Source organism: Pseudomonas sp. SB113, from assembly GCF_040754745.1.
Taxonomy (GTDB): domain Bacteria; phylum Pseudomonadota; class Gammaproteobacteria; order Pseudomonadales; family Pseudomonadaceae; genus Aquipseudomonas; species Aquipseudomonas grimontii.
Genome location: NZ_JBFMHW010000035.1, coordinates 41030 through 56435, shown reverse-complemented (window position 1 = coordinate 56435; position 15406 = coordinate 41030). Strand labels below are relative to the sequence as shown.

General features: G+C 62.1%; 12 protein-coding genes. 8 read left to right on the top strand and 4 right to left on the bottom strand.

Annotated elements, in window-relative coordinates:
- The first annotated feature begins 176 nt into the window (after window positions 1-176).
- The 7 genes from AB1462_RS28995 (at window position 177) to yccS (ending at window position 10630) form a co-directional block, all read left to right on the top strand.
- A complete protein-coding gene (locus AB1462_RS28995; protein ID WP_090401714.1) occupies window positions 177-1619 on the top strand; it encodes a TldD/PmbA family protein in 1443 nt (480 codons plus the stop codon).
- Window positions 1619-2935 carry a TldD/PmbA family protein gene (locus AB1462_RS28990; RefSeq protein WP_090401713.1) on the top strand — a complete coding sequence of 439 codons (1317 nt, stop codon included), beginning with the start codon at window positions 1619-1621 and terminating at the stop codon, window positions 2933-2935. The genes AB1462_RS28995 and AB1462_RS28990 overlap by 1 nt, the downstream gene beginning before the upstream one ends.
- A gap of 185 nt (window positions 2936-3120) precedes the next feature.
- Entirely contained in the window at window positions 3121-4011 is an 891-nt protein-coding gene (locus AB1462_RS28985) for an alpha/beta hydrolase (RefSeq protein WP_090401712.1), read from the top strand.
- A gap of 36 nt (window positions 4012-4047) precedes the next feature.
- Window positions 4048-5454 carry a multidrug transporter subunit MdtD gene (mdtD, locus tag AB1462_RS28980; protein ID WP_367248665.1) on the top strand — a complete coding sequence of 469 codons (1407 nt, stop codon included), beginning with the start codon at window positions 4048-4050 and terminating at the stop codon, window positions 5452-5454.
- A gap of 183 nt (window positions 5455-5637) precedes the next feature.
- Window positions 5638-6975, top strand: coding sequence for an ATP-dependent RNA helicase DbpA (dbpA, locus tag AB1462_RS28975; RefSeq protein WP_235865629.1), 1338 nt, complete (start codon window positions 5638-5640; stop codon window positions 6973-6975).
- A 160-nt stretch (window positions 6976-7135) separates the two neighbouring features.
- Window positions 7136-8314: an NAD(P)/FAD-dependent oxidoreductase gene (locus AB1462_RS28970; protein WP_090401709.1), complete on the top strand. Its 1179-nt coding sequence runs from the start codon at window positions 7136-7138 to the stop codon at window positions 8312-8314.
- A 132-nt stretch (window positions 8315-8446) separates the two neighbouring features.
- The gene (yccS, locus tag AB1462_RS28965; RefSeq protein WP_367248663.1) at window positions 8447-10630 is read left to right on the top strand and encodes a YccS family putative transporter; all 2184 of its coding nucleotides are present in this window, start codon (window positions 8447-8449) and stop codon (window positions 10628-10630) included.
- Between the two features lie 86 nt (window positions 10631-10716).
- On the opposite strand, the gene AB1462_RS28960 is transcribed toward yccS, so the two are convergent.
- Window positions 10717-11454 (bottom strand): substrate-binding periplasmic protein, encoded by a 738-nt coding sequence (locus AB1462_RS28960; protein WP_367248661.1) that lies wholly within the window; start codon window positions 11452-11454, stop codon window positions 10717-10719.
- A 201-nt stretch (window positions 11455-11655) separates the two neighbouring features.
- On the opposite strand from AB1462_RS28960, the gene AB1462_RS28955 reads away from it, so the two are divergent.
- Window positions 11656-12108, top strand: a complete 453-nt coding sequence (locus AB1462_RS28955; protein ID WP_090401706.1) for a GNAT family N-acetyltransferase — start codon at window positions 11656-11658, stop codon at window positions 12106-12108.
- Window positions 12109-12228: 120 nt separating this feature from the next.
- On the opposite strand, the gene AB1462_RS28950 is transcribed toward AB1462_RS28955, so the two are convergent.
- Genes AB1462_RS28950 through AB1462_RS28940 form a run of 3 tightly spaced genes read right to left on the bottom strand, consistent with a single transcriptional unit; the run spans window position 12229 to window position 15194 of the window.
- The gene (locus AB1462_RS28950; RefSeq protein WP_090401705.1) at window positions 12229-12525 is read right to left on the bottom strand and encodes a helix-turn-helix domain-containing protein; all 297 of its coding nucleotides are present in this window, start codon (window positions 12523-12525) and stop codon (window positions 12229-12231) included.
- A gap of 19 nt (window positions 12526-12544) precedes the next feature.
- On the bottom strand, window positions 12545-13045 hold the full coding sequence (locus AB1462_RS28945) for a M48 family metallopeptidase (RefSeq protein WP_027606033.1): 501 nt from the start codon (window positions 13043-13045) through the stop codon (window positions 12545-12547).
- A 43-nt stretch (window positions 13046-13088) separates the two neighbouring features.
- Complete coding sequence (locus AB1462_RS28940) at window positions 13089-15194, bottom strand: EAL domain-containing protein (protein WP_090401704.1); 2106 nt, start codon at window positions 15192-15194, stop codon at window positions 13089-13091.
- Between the last annotated feature and the right edge of the window lie 212 nt (window positions 15195-15406).

The window sequence follows — 15406 nt, the reverse complement described above, 5'->3', positions numbered from 1 at the left end:
GCGTTGGAGTGCGTAGCGCTCCCAAGATTTTTGGGGCCGCTGCGCAGCCCAACGCGGGGCAAGCCCGCTCGCCACAGGGGGCACTTGCCACAAAGAATCACCTCTCCTTGATCGCTCCCCAGCCCAGGCCTACTCTGTTTGCCTGCCCGCGCTGAGCCGCCCACAAGGAAGGCCCCATGTTCGACCACCACGCCACACTCAAAAAGCATTTCAGTGCCCTGCGCACCACCGCCGAATTTTTCTCCCTACGCTACGTACGCGAGTCTGGCCAGTACCTGTCGGTGCGCAAGAACGTCGCCGAACCGCCGCACCTGAGCCACGACGAAGGCGCCATGCTCACCGTGCGCCTGAACGGTGTGGAAGCCTATGCCGCGACCCACGATATTTCCCTGCCTGGCCTGCAAGCCGCCCTTGAGCGCGCCGAACAGCAGGCCCGGCAGATTCGGCCCCACGCCCTGCTCGACCTGCGCGATCAACCGGTGTCCAGCGACGTCGCCGACTACCTGTCGCCCGACCTGGACCAGCCCTTCCCGTCCTTGAGCGACTGCTACCAACTGCTGGGCGACGAATCGGCCGCCGTGCCCAAGGACGAGCGCCTGGTCAGTTGGGACGTGAGCCTGGGCGTGACCCATGTCGAGCAGATCTACCTCAATACAGCCGGCGCCGAACTGCGCCAGGCCCAGCGGTTTGTGTTCCCCGGCGTCAACGTCACGGCCTTTGACGGCAACGACAGCCAGACCCGCACCCTGGGTGGCACCAACTTCGGCCAGCAGGGCGGCTTTAACGTGATCAGCCGCTTCGGCCTGGTCGGCGCCGCGCCGCGCATTGCCGACGAAGCCCTGCAACTGCTGCTGGCGCCAAACACGCCCCAGGGCCCGCGCGACCTGCTGCTGATGCCCGACCAGATGATCCTGCAGATCCACGAGTCCATCGGCCATCCGCTGGAACTCGACCGCATCCTCGGCGATGAGCGCAATTACGCCGGCACCAGTTTTGTGAAGGCCAGCGACTTCGGCCACCTGCAATACGGCTCCAAGCTGCTGAACGTAACGTTCGACCCGGACATTCCCGAGCAACTGGCCAGCTACGGCCATGACGACGACGGCACCGCGGCCAGCAAGCAATTCCTGATCCGCGAAGGGCTGCTGCTCAAGCCATTGGGTGGGGCGTTGTCGCAGTTCCGCTCGGGCATGGACGGCGTGGCCAACAGCCGCGCCAGCAGCTGGAACCGCCCGCCGATCGACCGCATGGCCAACCTGAATATCGAAGCCGGCGATAAGCGCCTGGCGCAACTGATTGGCGGCATCGAACACGGCATCCTGATGTCGACCAACCGCTCGTGGTCCATCGACGATGCGCGCAACAAGTTCCAGTTCGGCTGTGAGTGGGGCCAGTTGATTGAAAACGGCGAACTCAAGGGCGTGGTGAAAAACCCCAACTACCGGGCGATTTCCGCGCAGTTCTGGCGCAACCTCAGCGCCGTGGGCGACGCCAGCACCTTCAAAGTGCTGGGCACGCCGAACTGCGGCAAGGGCGAGCCCAACCAGGTGATCCGCGTCGGCCATGCGTCGCCGGCCTGTGTGTTCAGCAACGTTGACGTATTTGGGGGAGATGCCTGATGAACAACTTCAAGGCATTGGTGCAGTGGCTCAAGCAGGCCATCACCGACAAGGAACAATTTCACCTGGGCTACGCGGCGGAATCGTCCGAGTTCGTGCGCTTCAACCACGCCAAGGTGCGGCAGGCCGGGCAAGTGCAGCAGGCCAGCCTCAATCTCAAGCTGATCAACGATGGCCGCCATGCCGACCTCGGCATCACCCTGGCCGGCGAGCCCGAGCTGGATCGCCAGCGCCTCGCCGACGGCCTGCGGCAGTTGCGTGAAACCCTGCCGCTGCTGCCACATGACCCGTACCTGTTGCTCAACCACAACGCCTGGCAAAGCCACAACGAACAGGCCCGTCCCCTGCCCGACCTGGCCCAGGTGCTGGAAGAAATCAGCCAGGCAGCCAATGGCGTCGACCTGGTCGGCTTCTATGCCGCCGGGCCGATCAGCCGGGGCTTTGCCAGTTCGGACGGTGCGTTTGGCTGGCATCAGGCCAATAGTTTCAACTTCGATTTCAGCCTGTTCCACGCCAATGGCGAAGCGGTAAAAGCCAGCTACGCCGGCGACGCCTGGGACAGCGCCGAGTTCGCCCGGCGCTTCCAGCTGGCCCGTGAACAGCTGGAATTCCTTGGCCGCCCGCTGCACCCACTGGCGCCCGGACAATACCGCGCCTACCTCGCCCCGGCGGCGCTGGAAGAAATCATCAGCATTATCACCTGGGGTGGTTTTTCCGCCCAGGCCATCGCCAGCAAAGGCAGCTCGTTGCAACGGCTCTATGCCGGTGAGCAGTCCTTGAGCCCGCTGGTGACGGTGAAAGAACACATCACCGACTCCCTGAGCCAAGCGTTCTCCAGCGAAGGCTACCCGCGCAGTGATGTCACGCTGATCAACGCCGGCAAGGCCGAGGGCCAACTGGTGAACTCGCGCAGCGCCGCCGAATATGGTCTCAGCGCCAACGGCGCCAGCGGCGACGAATCCCCCAGCGCCTTGCAGATCGCGGCGGGCAGCCTGGCCCAGGCCGAGATCCTCAAGCAACTGGGCACCGGGCTCTACATCAGCAACCTGTGGTACCTGAACTACTCCGACCTGCCCGCCGCACGCCTGACCGGCATGACGCGCTTCGCCACGTTCTGGGTGGAAGACGGCGAGATCAAGGCACCGGTCAGCACCATGCGTTTTGATGACAGCGTCTACAGCCTGCTCGGCTCACAGTTGGAAGCCCTGACCGCTGAGCGGGAACTGCTGCTGTCGGCCAGCACTTACGGCCAGCGCAATACCGCCTCCAACCTGTTGCCGGGCGCCCTGGTCAACCGCCTGACCCTGACCCTGTAAATACCCCCCTGTGGGAGGGGGCTTGCCCCTCCCACATTGTCTTGCGCTGATTTCAGACAGCTCGGTTTCGGCCCTTCCTACCGTAAATTCGCTTCCTCCCAGTTTGCACGGGCAGCCTGTTGTCGCCCGTCAAAAACCTCGCTATAACAGCCAGTGGCATACCGCCACACACTGGAAGTACTGCGATGAACCATGGAAGTTTCGTCATACAAAAGCTGTTCAAGCACTACAACGTTCATGTTGAGCAACTAGGAAACGATTCGCAAAAGAAGACCGTCTTGATGGTCAATGGCGCACTGTCCACCACACGCTCATTCGCCCGAACCAGCAAATGCCTGGCCGAGCACTTCAATGTGCTGTTGTTCGACCTGCCCTTCTCGGGCTATTCCCGCGAACACAACACCGACCTGGACCTGGTGACCAAGGATGACGAGGTGCAAATCCTGCGCGCCCTGGTCGAGCGCTTCCAGGTCAATCACCTGGTCTCGGCCTCATGGGGCGGCATCTCCACGCTGCTGACCCTGGCACACAACCCGCCGTCGGTCGAAAGCTCAGTGGTCATGGCCCTGGCGCCCAACCTCAACCAGGCAATGCTCGACTATGTGGAGCGCGTGCGGGTGCTGATCGAAGCCGATGACAAGTCCGCAGTCGGGCACCTGCTCAACGAGACCGTCGGCAAATACCTGTCGCCCCGCCTCAAGCGCAATAACCACCGGCACCTGTCGAACATGGCCACCACCGAATACCGACAGGCGCGCTTTCATATCCACCAGGTGCTGGCCCTGGGCGATGGCAACTACCTGCCGGCACTGCGAAAAATCGAAACCCCGGTGCACTTTCTCAACGGCACGCTGGACGAATACACCCCCGCCGCGGATGCCCAACTGTTCAAGCACTACGTCGACCGCAGCAGCTTTGCCGTGGCCGAACACACCGGGCATTTACTGGACCTGGAGTCCCGCGAGGCGGCTTTGGCGGTGCACCGTGCATTGTTGGATTTCCTGGTGGGCGAGCACGCGGCGTTGTCGGATTTAGACCAACCGCCAGTGGGAAAAGGGGCGACGAATGGCGCATAATCGCCGACACATAGCTTGCTAACAAAAAGGTAAACCATGCCGAATCGCGCCCCTCTCGATGCCAAGACCGCCCGCTGGCTCCCCTGGGTGGTAGCGATTGCCTTCTTCATGCAATCGCTGGATGGGACGATTCTCAACACCGCACTGCCGGCCATGGCCCGGGACCTGGCGGAAAACCCGCTGCGCATGCAAGGGGTGGTGATCGCCTACATGCTCACCGTCGCCTTGCTGATCCCGGCCTCGGGCTGGATCGCCGACCGCTTCGGCACCAAGAAGATTTTCTTCGGCGCGATCATGCTGTTCAGCATCGGCTCCTTGCTGTGCGCCTTGTCCAGCAGCCTGACCATGCTGGTGGGTGCGCGGGTCATCCAGGGCCTCGGCGGGGCGTTGATGCTGCCGGTCGGCCGGCTCGTGGTGCTACGCGCCTACCCCCGCTCCGAACTCGTGCGGATCATGGGTTTCATCACCATTCCCGGCCTGCTCGGGCCCTTGCTCGGCCCGACCATGGGCGGCTGGATGGTGCAATACCTGACGTGGCACTGGATCTTCCTGATCAACCTGCCGGTGGGCATGATCGGTTGCTACGCCGTGTGGAAGTTCATCCCCGACCTGCGCGGCAGCGAACGTACGCGCTTCGATGGCATCGGCTTCCTGCTGTTCGGCGCGGCCATGGTGCTGATCACCATTGCCATGGAAGGCCTGGGCGAATTGCACCTGCCGCACCTACGGGTGATGTTGCTGCTGTTCGGCGGGTTGGCGTGCCTGGCGGCGTATTGGCTGCGCGCCGGGCATATCGATAACCCGCTGTTCTCGCCGGCGCTGTTCAAGACCCGCACCTTTGCGGTGGGTATCCTCGGCAACCTGTTCGCGCGCCTGGGCAGCGGCGCCTTGCCGTTCCTGGTGCCGTTGCTGCTGCAAGTGGCCCTGGGGTATTCGCCGTCCCAGGCAGGGATGAGCATGCTGCCCCTGGCGGCGGCGGCGATGTTCGCCAAGTCCATCGCCCGGCCGCTGATCGAGCGCGTGGGCTACCGCATCGTGCTGACCGGCAACACCCTGGTGCTGGGCATCATGCTGGCGAGCATGGGCCTGGTCAGCGAGCAGACGCCCTACCCGCTGCTGCTGGCAATGCTGGCGGTGCTGGGGGCAATCAACTCGCTGCAATTTACCGCGATGAACACCGTCACCCTGATCGACCTCGACGACGCCCAGGCCAGCAGCGGCAACAGCTTGCTGTCAGTGGTGGCGCAATTGTCCCTGAGCCTTGGGGTAGCATGCGCCGGTGCGTTGCTTGGCGGCTTTACTGCCGAGTCCGGCAACGATGGCGTGGAAAGCGTGCTCGGCGCCTTCCAGCTGACCTTCCTCACCGTGGGCATCATGGCGATGCTGGCGGCGGCGATCTTCCTGCAATTGGAGCCTAAAGGCAGCGGCAAGCGGCAAGCTTGAAGCTGCAAGACGGCTTCGAGCTTGCCGCTTGCCGCTCATAACTTGCCGCGGCCCCCACCCCTCATCCGAACCATGCGAAAAAACCCACCGGGGCCTGCTACACTGCGCGACATTTTGTTTTGCAGAGCCAGTCCCGTGACTACCATCGCCACCGCTTTTAATACTTTGCCCCTGTCCGCCGCCATGCTGGCTAACCTCGACTCGCTGGGTTATGTCGAGATGACGCAGATCCAGGCGCAAAGCTTGCCGGTGATCCTCAAGGGGCTGGACCTGATTGCCCAGGCCAAGACCGGCAGCGGCAAGACCGCCGCGTTCGGCATCGGCCTGCTGAACCCGATCAACCCGCGCTACTTCGGCTGCCAGGCCCTGGTGATGTGCCCGACCCGTGAGCTGGCCGACCAGGTCGCCAAGGAAATCCGCCGCCTGGCCCGTGCCGAAGACAACATCAAGGTCCTGACCCTGTGCGGCGGCGTGTCCCTCGGCCCGCAGATCGCCTCCCTGGAGCACGGCGCCCACGTGATCGTCGGCACCCCGGGCCGTATCCAGCAACACCTGCGCAAGGGTTCGCTGGTGCTGGACGGCTTGAACACGCTGATCCTCGACGAAGCCGACCGCATGCTCGACATGGGTTTCTACGACGCCATCGAAGACATCATCAGCAAGACCCCGCCGCGCCGCCAGACCCTGCTGTTCTCGGCCACCTACCCGGTGAGCATCAAGCAGCTGGCCTCGAAGTTCATGCGCGCGCCGCAGCAAGTGAAAGCCGAAGCGTTCCACTCCGACGACCAGATCGAACAGCGTTTCTACGAGATCTCCCCGGAAGAACGCATGGACGCCGTGACCAAGGTGCTGGCGCATTTCCGCCCGGCCTCCTGCGTGGCGTTCTGCTTCACCAAGCAGCAAGTACAGGAAACCGTCGACCACCTGACGGCCAAGGGCATTTCCGCCGTCGGCCTGCATGGCGACCTGGAACAGCGCGACCGTGACCAGGTATTGGCGATGTTCGCCAACCGCAGCACCTCGGTGCTGGTGGCCACCGACGTCGCCGCCCGCGGCCTGGACATTGACGCGCTGGACATGGTGATCAACGTCGAACTGGCCCGCGACTCGGAAATCCACATCCACCGCGTGGGCCGTACCGGTCGCGCCGGTGAGACCGGCATCGCCATCAGCCTGGTGGCGCCGTCCGAAGCGCACCGCGCCCAGGCCATCGAGCAACTGCAGAAGTCACCGCTGAACTGGGACCAACTGGACAACCTCAAGCCGCAAAGCGGTGGCCCGCTGTTGCCGGTGATGAGCACCCTGTGCATCGCCGCCGGCCGCAAAGACAAGGTGCGCCCAGGCGACATCCTCGGCGCATTGACCGGTGAAGCCGGCATCCCGGGTGCCCAGGTCGGCAAGATCGCGATCTTCGACTTCCAGGCCTTCGTGGCCGTGGAACGCGGCATCGCCAAACAGGCGTTGCAGCGTTTGAACGACGGCAAGATCAAGGGCCGTTCGTTGCGCGTTCGTATCCTGTAACACGATCTCCGACCTATATGGAGATCCAATGTGGGAGGGGGCTTGCCCCCGATGGCGGAGTGTCAGTGACAGATGTACTGACTGACACACTGCCATCGGGGGCAAGCCCCCTCCCACATTTGACTGTATTCCAAATCAGAATTTGTAAGAGGACACCGTTTTGCGCTCGACCGAAGTTGTGATCATTGGCGCCGGCGCCGCAGGCTTGATGTGCGCACTGACCGCCGCCGGGCGTGGGCGCAAGGTGATGTTGCTCGACCATGCGAACAAGGCCGGCAAAAAGATCCTGATGTCGGGCGGTGGCCGCTGCAATTTCACCAACCTGTACACCGAGCCGGCCAACTTCCTGTCGCACAACGCGCACTTCTGCAAGTCCGCCCTGGCCCGCTATACCCAGTGGGACTTTATCGGGCTGGTGGCCAAGCACGGCGTGCCGTACCACGAGAAGAAACTCGGCCAGCTGTTCTGCGATAACAAATCCAGCGACATCCTCGGCATGCTGTTGGACGAGTGCATCCAGACCGGCGTGAGCCTGCACCTGGACACCTCGATTGAAGAAATCGCCAAGGTCGACAACGGCTACCAGTTGCAGACCACCGTGGGTGAACTGCGCTGCGAATCCCTGGTGATCGCCACCGGCGGCCTGTCGATCCCGACCCTGGGCGCCACCGGTTTCGGTTACCAGGTGGCCAGGCAGTTCGGCCATGAGCTGTTGCCGACCCGCGCCGGGCTGGTGCCGTTCACCATCACCGACCAGCTCAAGGACTTGTGCGGCGAGTTGTCCGGTACCTCGGTGGATTGCCTGGTCAGCTGCAACGACCAGAGCTTTCGCGAGAACATCCTGTTTACCCATCGCGGCCTCAGCGGCCCGGCGATTCTGCAGATTTCGTCCTACTGGGAATCCGGCGACACGGTGGAAATCAATCTGCTGCCTGACCACGACGCCCACACCTGGCTGCAACAGCAGCAGGTCGAACGCCCCAACAGCGAGCTGAAAACCCTGCTGGGTGAAATCTTCACCAAGAAGATGGCCAATCTGCTGGCGGAAACCTGGTTCGTGTCCAAGCCGATGAAGCAGTACACCCACGCCGAAGTGGCCGACATCGCGCAAAAACTGTCGAGCTGGCAACTGGTGCCGGCGGGCACCGAGGGCTACCGCACGGCCGAAGTGACCTTGGGCGGCGTGGATACGCGGGAAGTCTCGTCCAAGACCATGGAGTCGCTGAAAAGCCCGGGCTTGTACTTTATTGGCGAAGTGCTGGATGTGACCGGACACCTGGGTGGATTCAACTTCCAGTGGGCGTGGGCTTCCGGTTACGCGGCCGCGCAGTTTGTTTGACACGACGCGGTAAAAAATGTGGGAGGGGCTGTATGCCTGAGAATAATTTGCTGTCAGATGTGATCACCACCCTTGCCGTGGCGTCACTGATGGCTCAATTTAGCGGCATCGTCCCGGAAGACTCCAGACTTCATGTCATCGACCTCGTTCAAGCAGTCCATGCGGCGCCTGTGGGCGCTGGATAAATTCAGCTATAGCATCCGGGTGTTCATCGCCCTCACCGGCAGCATGGCGTTGTGCTGGTACCAGGATGAAATGGCGCTGCTGATCCCGCTGTTCCTGGGGATTATCGCCAGCGCCCTGGCCGAGACCGACGACAGTTGGCAAGGCCGCCTCAACGCCCTGGCGGTGACGCTGGTGTGTTTCAGCATTGCCGCGCTGTCGGTGGAGCTGCTGTTCCCCTACCCTTGGATTTTCGCCATCTCCCTGGCCCTGGCAACGTTCTGCCTGACCATGCTCGGCGCCTTGGGTGAACGCTATGGCGCGATTGCCTCGGCCACCTTGATCCTGTCGGTCTACACCATGATCGGCGTGGACCAGCGCGGCGGCGCCGTCAGCGATTTCTGGCATGAACCGTTACTGCTGGTGGCCGGTGCCGCCTGGTACGGCGCGCTGTCGGTGCTGTGGCAGGCGCTGTTTTCCAACCAGCCGGTGCAACAGAGCCTGGCGCGGTTGTTCCGCGAGTTGGGGCGTTACCTCAAGCTCAAATCGTCGTTGTTCGAACCGATTCGCCAGCTGGATGTGGAAGCCCGCCGCCTGGAACTGGCCCAGCAAAATGGCCGGGTGGTGGCGGCGCTGAATGCGGCGAAGGAAATCATCCTGCACCGTGTGGGCAATGGCCGGCCGGGGTCGAAGGTCAGTCGCTACCTCAAGCTGTACTTCCTGGCCCAGGACATCCACGAACGCGCCAGTTCATCCCACTATCCTTACAACGCCCTGGCCGATGCGTTCTTCCACAGCGATGTGCTGTTCCGCTGCCAACGCCTGCTACGCCAGCAAGGCAAGGCCTGCCAGGCCCTGGCCGAGTCGATCCAGTTACGCCAGCCGTTCATCTATGACGACAGCTTCGCCGAAGCCCTCAGCGACCTGAATGCTTCCCTGGAACACCTGCGTATCCAGAGCAACCCGGCCTGGCGCGGCCTGCTGCGTTCGTTGCGCGCCCTCGCAGCCAACCTGTCCACCCTCGACCGCCTGCTTGGCGACGCGAGCAACCCCGATGCCCTGGCCGACGCCACCGACAGCAACCTGCTGGACCGCGCCCCACGCAACCTGAAGGAGATGTGGACGCGCCTGCGCACGCAACTGACGCCGACGTCGCTGCTGTTCCGCCATGCACTGCGCCTGTCCCTGGCGCTGACCGTCGGCTACGGCATGCTGCACGCGATCCATGCCTCCCAGGGCTACTGGATCATCCTCACCACGCTATTTGTTTGCCAACCGAACTACGGCGCTACCCGGCGCAAGCTCGGCCAGCGGATCATCGGCACCGCCATCGGCCTCACCGTGGCGTGGGCGCTGTTCGACCTGTTCCCCAGCCCCCTGGTGCAGTCGATGTTCGCCATCGCCGCCGGGCTGGTGTTCTTTATCAACCGCACCACCCGCTACACCCTGGCCACGGCGGCGATCACCTTGATGGTGCTGTTCTGCTTCAACCAGGTGGGCGATGGCTACGGGTTGTTCCTGCCACGCCTGTTCGATACGTTGCTCGGCAGTTTGATTGCAGGCCTGGCGGTGTTCCTGTTCCTGCCGGACTGGCAAGGCCGACGCTTGAACAAGGTGCTGGCCAACACCCTGACCTGCAACAGCATCTACCTGCGCCAGATCATGCAGCAATACGCCGCCGGCAAGAGCGACGACCTGGCTTACCGCCTGGCCCGGCGCAATGCCCACAACGCCGATGCGGCGCTGTCCACCACCCTGGCGAATATGCTCATGGAGCCCGGGCATTTCCGTAAGGAGGCCGATGTGGGCTTCCGCTTCCTGGTGCTGTCGCACACATTGCTCAGCTACCTGTCGGGGCTCGGTGCACACCGCGAAACCCAGCTGCCGGCCGAGGTGCGTGAACACTTGATCGCAGGCGCCGGCAATAGCCTGGCGGCGAGCATTGATGAAATCGCCACGGGGCTGGCGAACAAGCAGCCGATTGCGATTCAGAGCGATGCCGAGGAGGCCTTGGCGGCGGATCTGGAGCAGATGCCGGATGAGATAGATGAAGGGCAGCGGTTGGTGCAGACGCAGTTGGCGTTGATATGCAGACAGTTGGGGCCTTTGCGCACCTTGGCGGCGCACCTGATCAAAGATACCAGCGCGGCTTAGGCCGCTATCGGGGGTAAGCCCCTCCCACACTTGATCGCATAACAAATGTGGGAGGGGGCTTGCCCCCGATGAGGCCCGCACAGGCACTACATGCCATGGGCCTTCATCAACCGCGCATAACTGCCATCAGCCTTCATCCTGGCAATCTCACGGTCAAAGCTCACCACAATCTGCGCGTGCTCAGGGTTCTTCAGGCTGACCAGAATATGCAGGCTGTTTTCGCTCAGCGGCTTGGGCAGGAACTCCACCGCATTGCGCACCCGCGCCGACTCGCGCGACAGGTAATAACGCGCCACATACTCATCCTCCACGGTCAGCCGCACCCGCTGCGCCGCCAGCATCCGCACGGCCATGGCGAAGTTATGCACCGGCACTTTCTGCAACTGCACATCCCCATCGAACGCCGCCGAATAGGCATAACCACGCACCACCGCAATGGGATAGTCGTGCAACTGCTCCAGGTCCTGAAACTCGATGGGGTCGTCACGGCGCTTGATCAAACGCACGCGGTTAAGCAGGTATTCGCCCGAGAACTGCCCCAAATGCGTACGGGCCTCGTCGTACCAGGCGTTGACCAACACGTCATAGCGCCCGTCGCCCACGCCCATCAGCGCCCGGGCCCAGGGCACCTGTTCGAAGTCACTGGCATAGCCCGCACGGGCCAACGCCGTGGTGACGATGTCGGTCGCCAACCCACCATTGACCAAGGTGGAATCGGTAAAGGGTGGCCAGGCATCCGCTACCAGGCGCAGACGCTGTGCAAATGCAGGCGTGGCCAGCAACAACACTCCAATCAAAGCAACGGCACGAGACAATCGCGGCATGCTCAAAGTCCTTGGCGGGCAGGCGGTGGCCTTAGCTCAGGCAGTGCCTGAGGCTCTAACATTAGCTCAGATTACACAAAGAAACGGCCGACGAACGCACTCAATGATGGCAATTTGATTTCATCCACAAAAATAGTTGATTTAGACACCGCTGCCCGTCGCGCTTACTATCCAGAACGGACATTTACGTGAGATCACACCATGACAGTCGATTGGGTCTGCAAGCATCACACCGACCTGGGCAAGGAGCAGCTGTACGCCATTTTGCGTTTGCGCAGCGAGGTCTTCGTTGTCGAGCAGAAGTGCGTCTACCAGGACATCGACGGGCAGGACCTGGCGGGCGATACCCACCACCTGATGGCCTGGAAAGACGACGAGCTGGTGGCCTACCTGCGCCTGCTGGATCCAGAGTCCCAGGGCGGTGACGTGGTGATCGGCCGTGTGATCGTGGCGCCGGTTGCACGGGGCACCGGGCTAGGGCACCAGATGATGGAAGAAACCCTCAGGCAGGTTGACGAGATCTGGCCTGAGACGCCGATCTTCCTGTCAGCCCAAGCCCATTTGCAGGGGTATTACGGGCGGTATGGGTTTGTGGTGGCGGGTGAGGAATACCTGGAGGATGACATTCCACATATAGGGATGCGGCGCGCTTGAGGCCGCCATCGGGGGCAAGTCGAATCGTCGCACCGCCCCTCCCACATTTGAATGTATTCGCAGTTCAAACTGTGGGAGGGGGCTTGCTCCCGATAGCGTCAGCCAAATCCACGAAGGGCCTCAGGGATAACCCAATACTTGTTTGACGGACGCGAGATTCAACTCGATCCAACGCCGATCAATCGCGCCCCAATCGCGAATCCGATAGTGCCCGGCATGGTTGCGGGCGCCGTCTTCCTGTTCGAATTCACACACAATATCCAGGTCGGCCAGCGCCGCAATCGTGTCCTGCGCGGTGCGCCGGGGCATGCCGGTAACGTCGGTCAGCGCCGGGACGCTGCTGGCCTGCCCGCTGTCGATCAGGTACGCCACGTACAGGCGGCGGTAGAAGCTGCTTTTGGTCTTGCTCACATCCATGGTCAGTCGCCTTGTGCGGTCAGGGTTTGCCCTGCAGGTCGCGATACGTGAGGTACACCCGCAGGTCGAATTCCACCTGGTGGTAGCCGGGCATCATGTAGTCGCAGAGTTTGTAGAACGCCTTGTTGTGGTCCGATTCCTTGAAGTGCGCCAACTCGTGAACCACGATCATGCGCAGGAATTGCGGCGCGGCCTCCTTGAACAGCGAGGCAATGCGGATCTCTTTCTTGGATTTGAGGTTGCCGCCCTGCACCCGCGAGATCGTGGTATGCAGGCCAAGGGCGCGGTGGGTCAGGTCCAGGCGGTTATCGAACAGCACTTTGTCGATGGCCGGCGCGTTGCGCAGGTGTTCCTGCTTCAAGGCCTGGGCATAGGCGTACAGGGCTTTGTCGCTCTGCACCCCATGGCGGTCGGGGTAACGCTGCTCCAGGTAGGCGCCCAACTGGTCCTTGGCGATCAGCTGGCGTACTTGCTCCTGGAGGGCAGCGGGGTAAGCCTGGAGGTATTTCAGCGCGGTCATTGGGGTCTGCAACAGGATTCGGATGGGCGCCAGTGTAGCGAATTCAGCGCACGCGGGCGCGTGCCCAGTCGACCACTTCTTCAGCCATCAAGGGCTGCGCCGCCCACGGCCCCTGGATATACGGGCAACCCTGGGCCTTGAGCCACTGGGCCTGCTCCTGGGTTTCCACACCTTCGGCCACCACGACCACCTCAAAATGCCCGCACAGCTCGATAATGCTGCGCGCCATCGCGGCGTCCCGCACCGAACCCGGCAGCCGCGCAACCAATTGCGGATCAAGCTTGAGCGTATCGAAGGCCAGATCGCGCAAATGCGCCAGGGAACACTGCCCCGAGCCGAAGTCATCCAGGGCGATACGCACCCCGATACGGCGCAGCAACTTGAGCTGCTTGGCGGCCTCTTCCAGGTTACTCATCAGGCAGTCTTCGCTGATTTCCACCTCCAACTGGTACCCCTCCAGGCCATATCGCTCCAGCATCTGCTGCAGTTGGTTCACCAGGTTAGGCATATTGAACTGGCTGCTGCTCAGGCTCACGCTCAGCACCAACGTATCGTCAAACGCGGCTTGCCATGCCTGGCGTTGGGCGGCGATCTGCTGGTAGATCCACGCGCTCAGTTGGCTGATCAGCCGCGCCTCTTCCAACAACGGTAAAAACAGCCCCGGTGGCACATCGCCGACACTGGGGTGCTGCCAACGCAACAACACCTCAACGCCGCGCAAACGCCCATCCACCAGCGAGACCTGGGGCTGATAGACCAGGGTGAAATCCTTGTTTTGAATCGCCGTGCGCACGCTGTCTTCAAGCATCAGCCGCGAGCGGGCGCGGCCGTTCATTTCCTGGTCGTAATAACGATATTGCTGACGACCGGCACGCTTGGCTTCGTACATAGCGATGTCGGCCGCGCGCAGCAAACCACTCAAATCCGCACCGCAGTCCGGGAAGGTGGCAATGCCGATGCTGACCCCGAGCATCACATCCAAACCGTCGACCTGCTGGCACACCGACACTCGCTCGATCAGCTTTTCTGAAATTTTTGCCGCCTGCTCCGGAAACTCCAGCTCCAGCAATGCCGTGAATTCATCACCCCCCATACGGCCAATAATGTCGTAGGAACGCAGACAGCCCTGCAATTGCTCCGAGACCCAGCGCAGCACACGGTCGCCGGCATCATGACCGAGGGAATCGTTGACCCGCTTGAAACCGTCGAGGTCCAAGTACAGCAACACCAAGGACTGCTCTGTCCGCTCGCTGCGCGATAACGTGTTTTCCACTGCCTGGTAGAAGCCGCGCCGGTTCAGCAGACCGGTCAGCGGGTCGGTTACGGCCTGGAACTCCAGCTGCTGGTGCAGGTGGCGCACTTCGGACATATCCAGCACCGTCACCACCATGGCCTTCTGTTCAGCGGGCAGCGGTGCACAGGACAACGCCACCGGCACCTGCTGGCCCCGGCCGGTGCGCAGCAGCGCATCGTGCAGGCGCCAGGTTTCACCTCGGCGGTAGCCGGCGTACATCTGCGAATCCGGCCAGGTAGGCACATGGGGTTTTTGCAGGAAACTCAGGAAGTCCTGGCCTTGCAGCTCCTGGATCGTGGCATTGAGCAGGCGCGAAATCGCCGGGTTGGCGTATTCGATCACGCCCTCTTCACTCACCACCAGAATGCCCTCGGCGGCGTTATCCAACACCGACGCATTGAAAGCCCGGGCGGACTCCAGGTCATGGCTCAGGCACTGCAAGGCCCGACGAATGCGCTGGTGCTCCAGCAACGCCTGGACCTTGGGCTTGAGGATGTGCGGATCGAAAGGTTTGAACAGGTAATCGATGGCGCCGCTGGCGTAGCCTTCCAGCACGGCGGCGGGCGACTGGGCATTGGCACTCAGAAAGATGATCGGGGTCATGCGTGTGCGATGGCTGCCGCGCATCAAGCGGGCGACCTCGAAGCCGTCCATGCCGGGCATCATCACATCCAGCAGCACCAGGTCGACGTCATGTTGCAGCAGTAACTCCAAGGCTTCCACCCCAGACGCGGCAGTCACCACCAGCCAATCATCACGTTGCAGAAGCGCACGCATGCTGATCAGATTTTCTGGGTAGTCATCGACCACCAGAAGAACCGAACTGCCATCGCCATGAGGTGGAGCGCATTCCATGCTAGGTCTCTTCCTTAGGTCTACTCCGGTCACTTCTGAGAGAAAACCCGGACAAACATTGAGGCCTCACTCTAGCCCCGGATCCTGAAAATCAGAAGTGACGTGGATGCCATCATTGCGCCAAAGTTCAGTCAGCCGACTAACGGTCAACCTCTACAGCCCACGGTTCATGGGAAACATGGCTTTTTGGCATTCCCTTGACGCCAATAAAT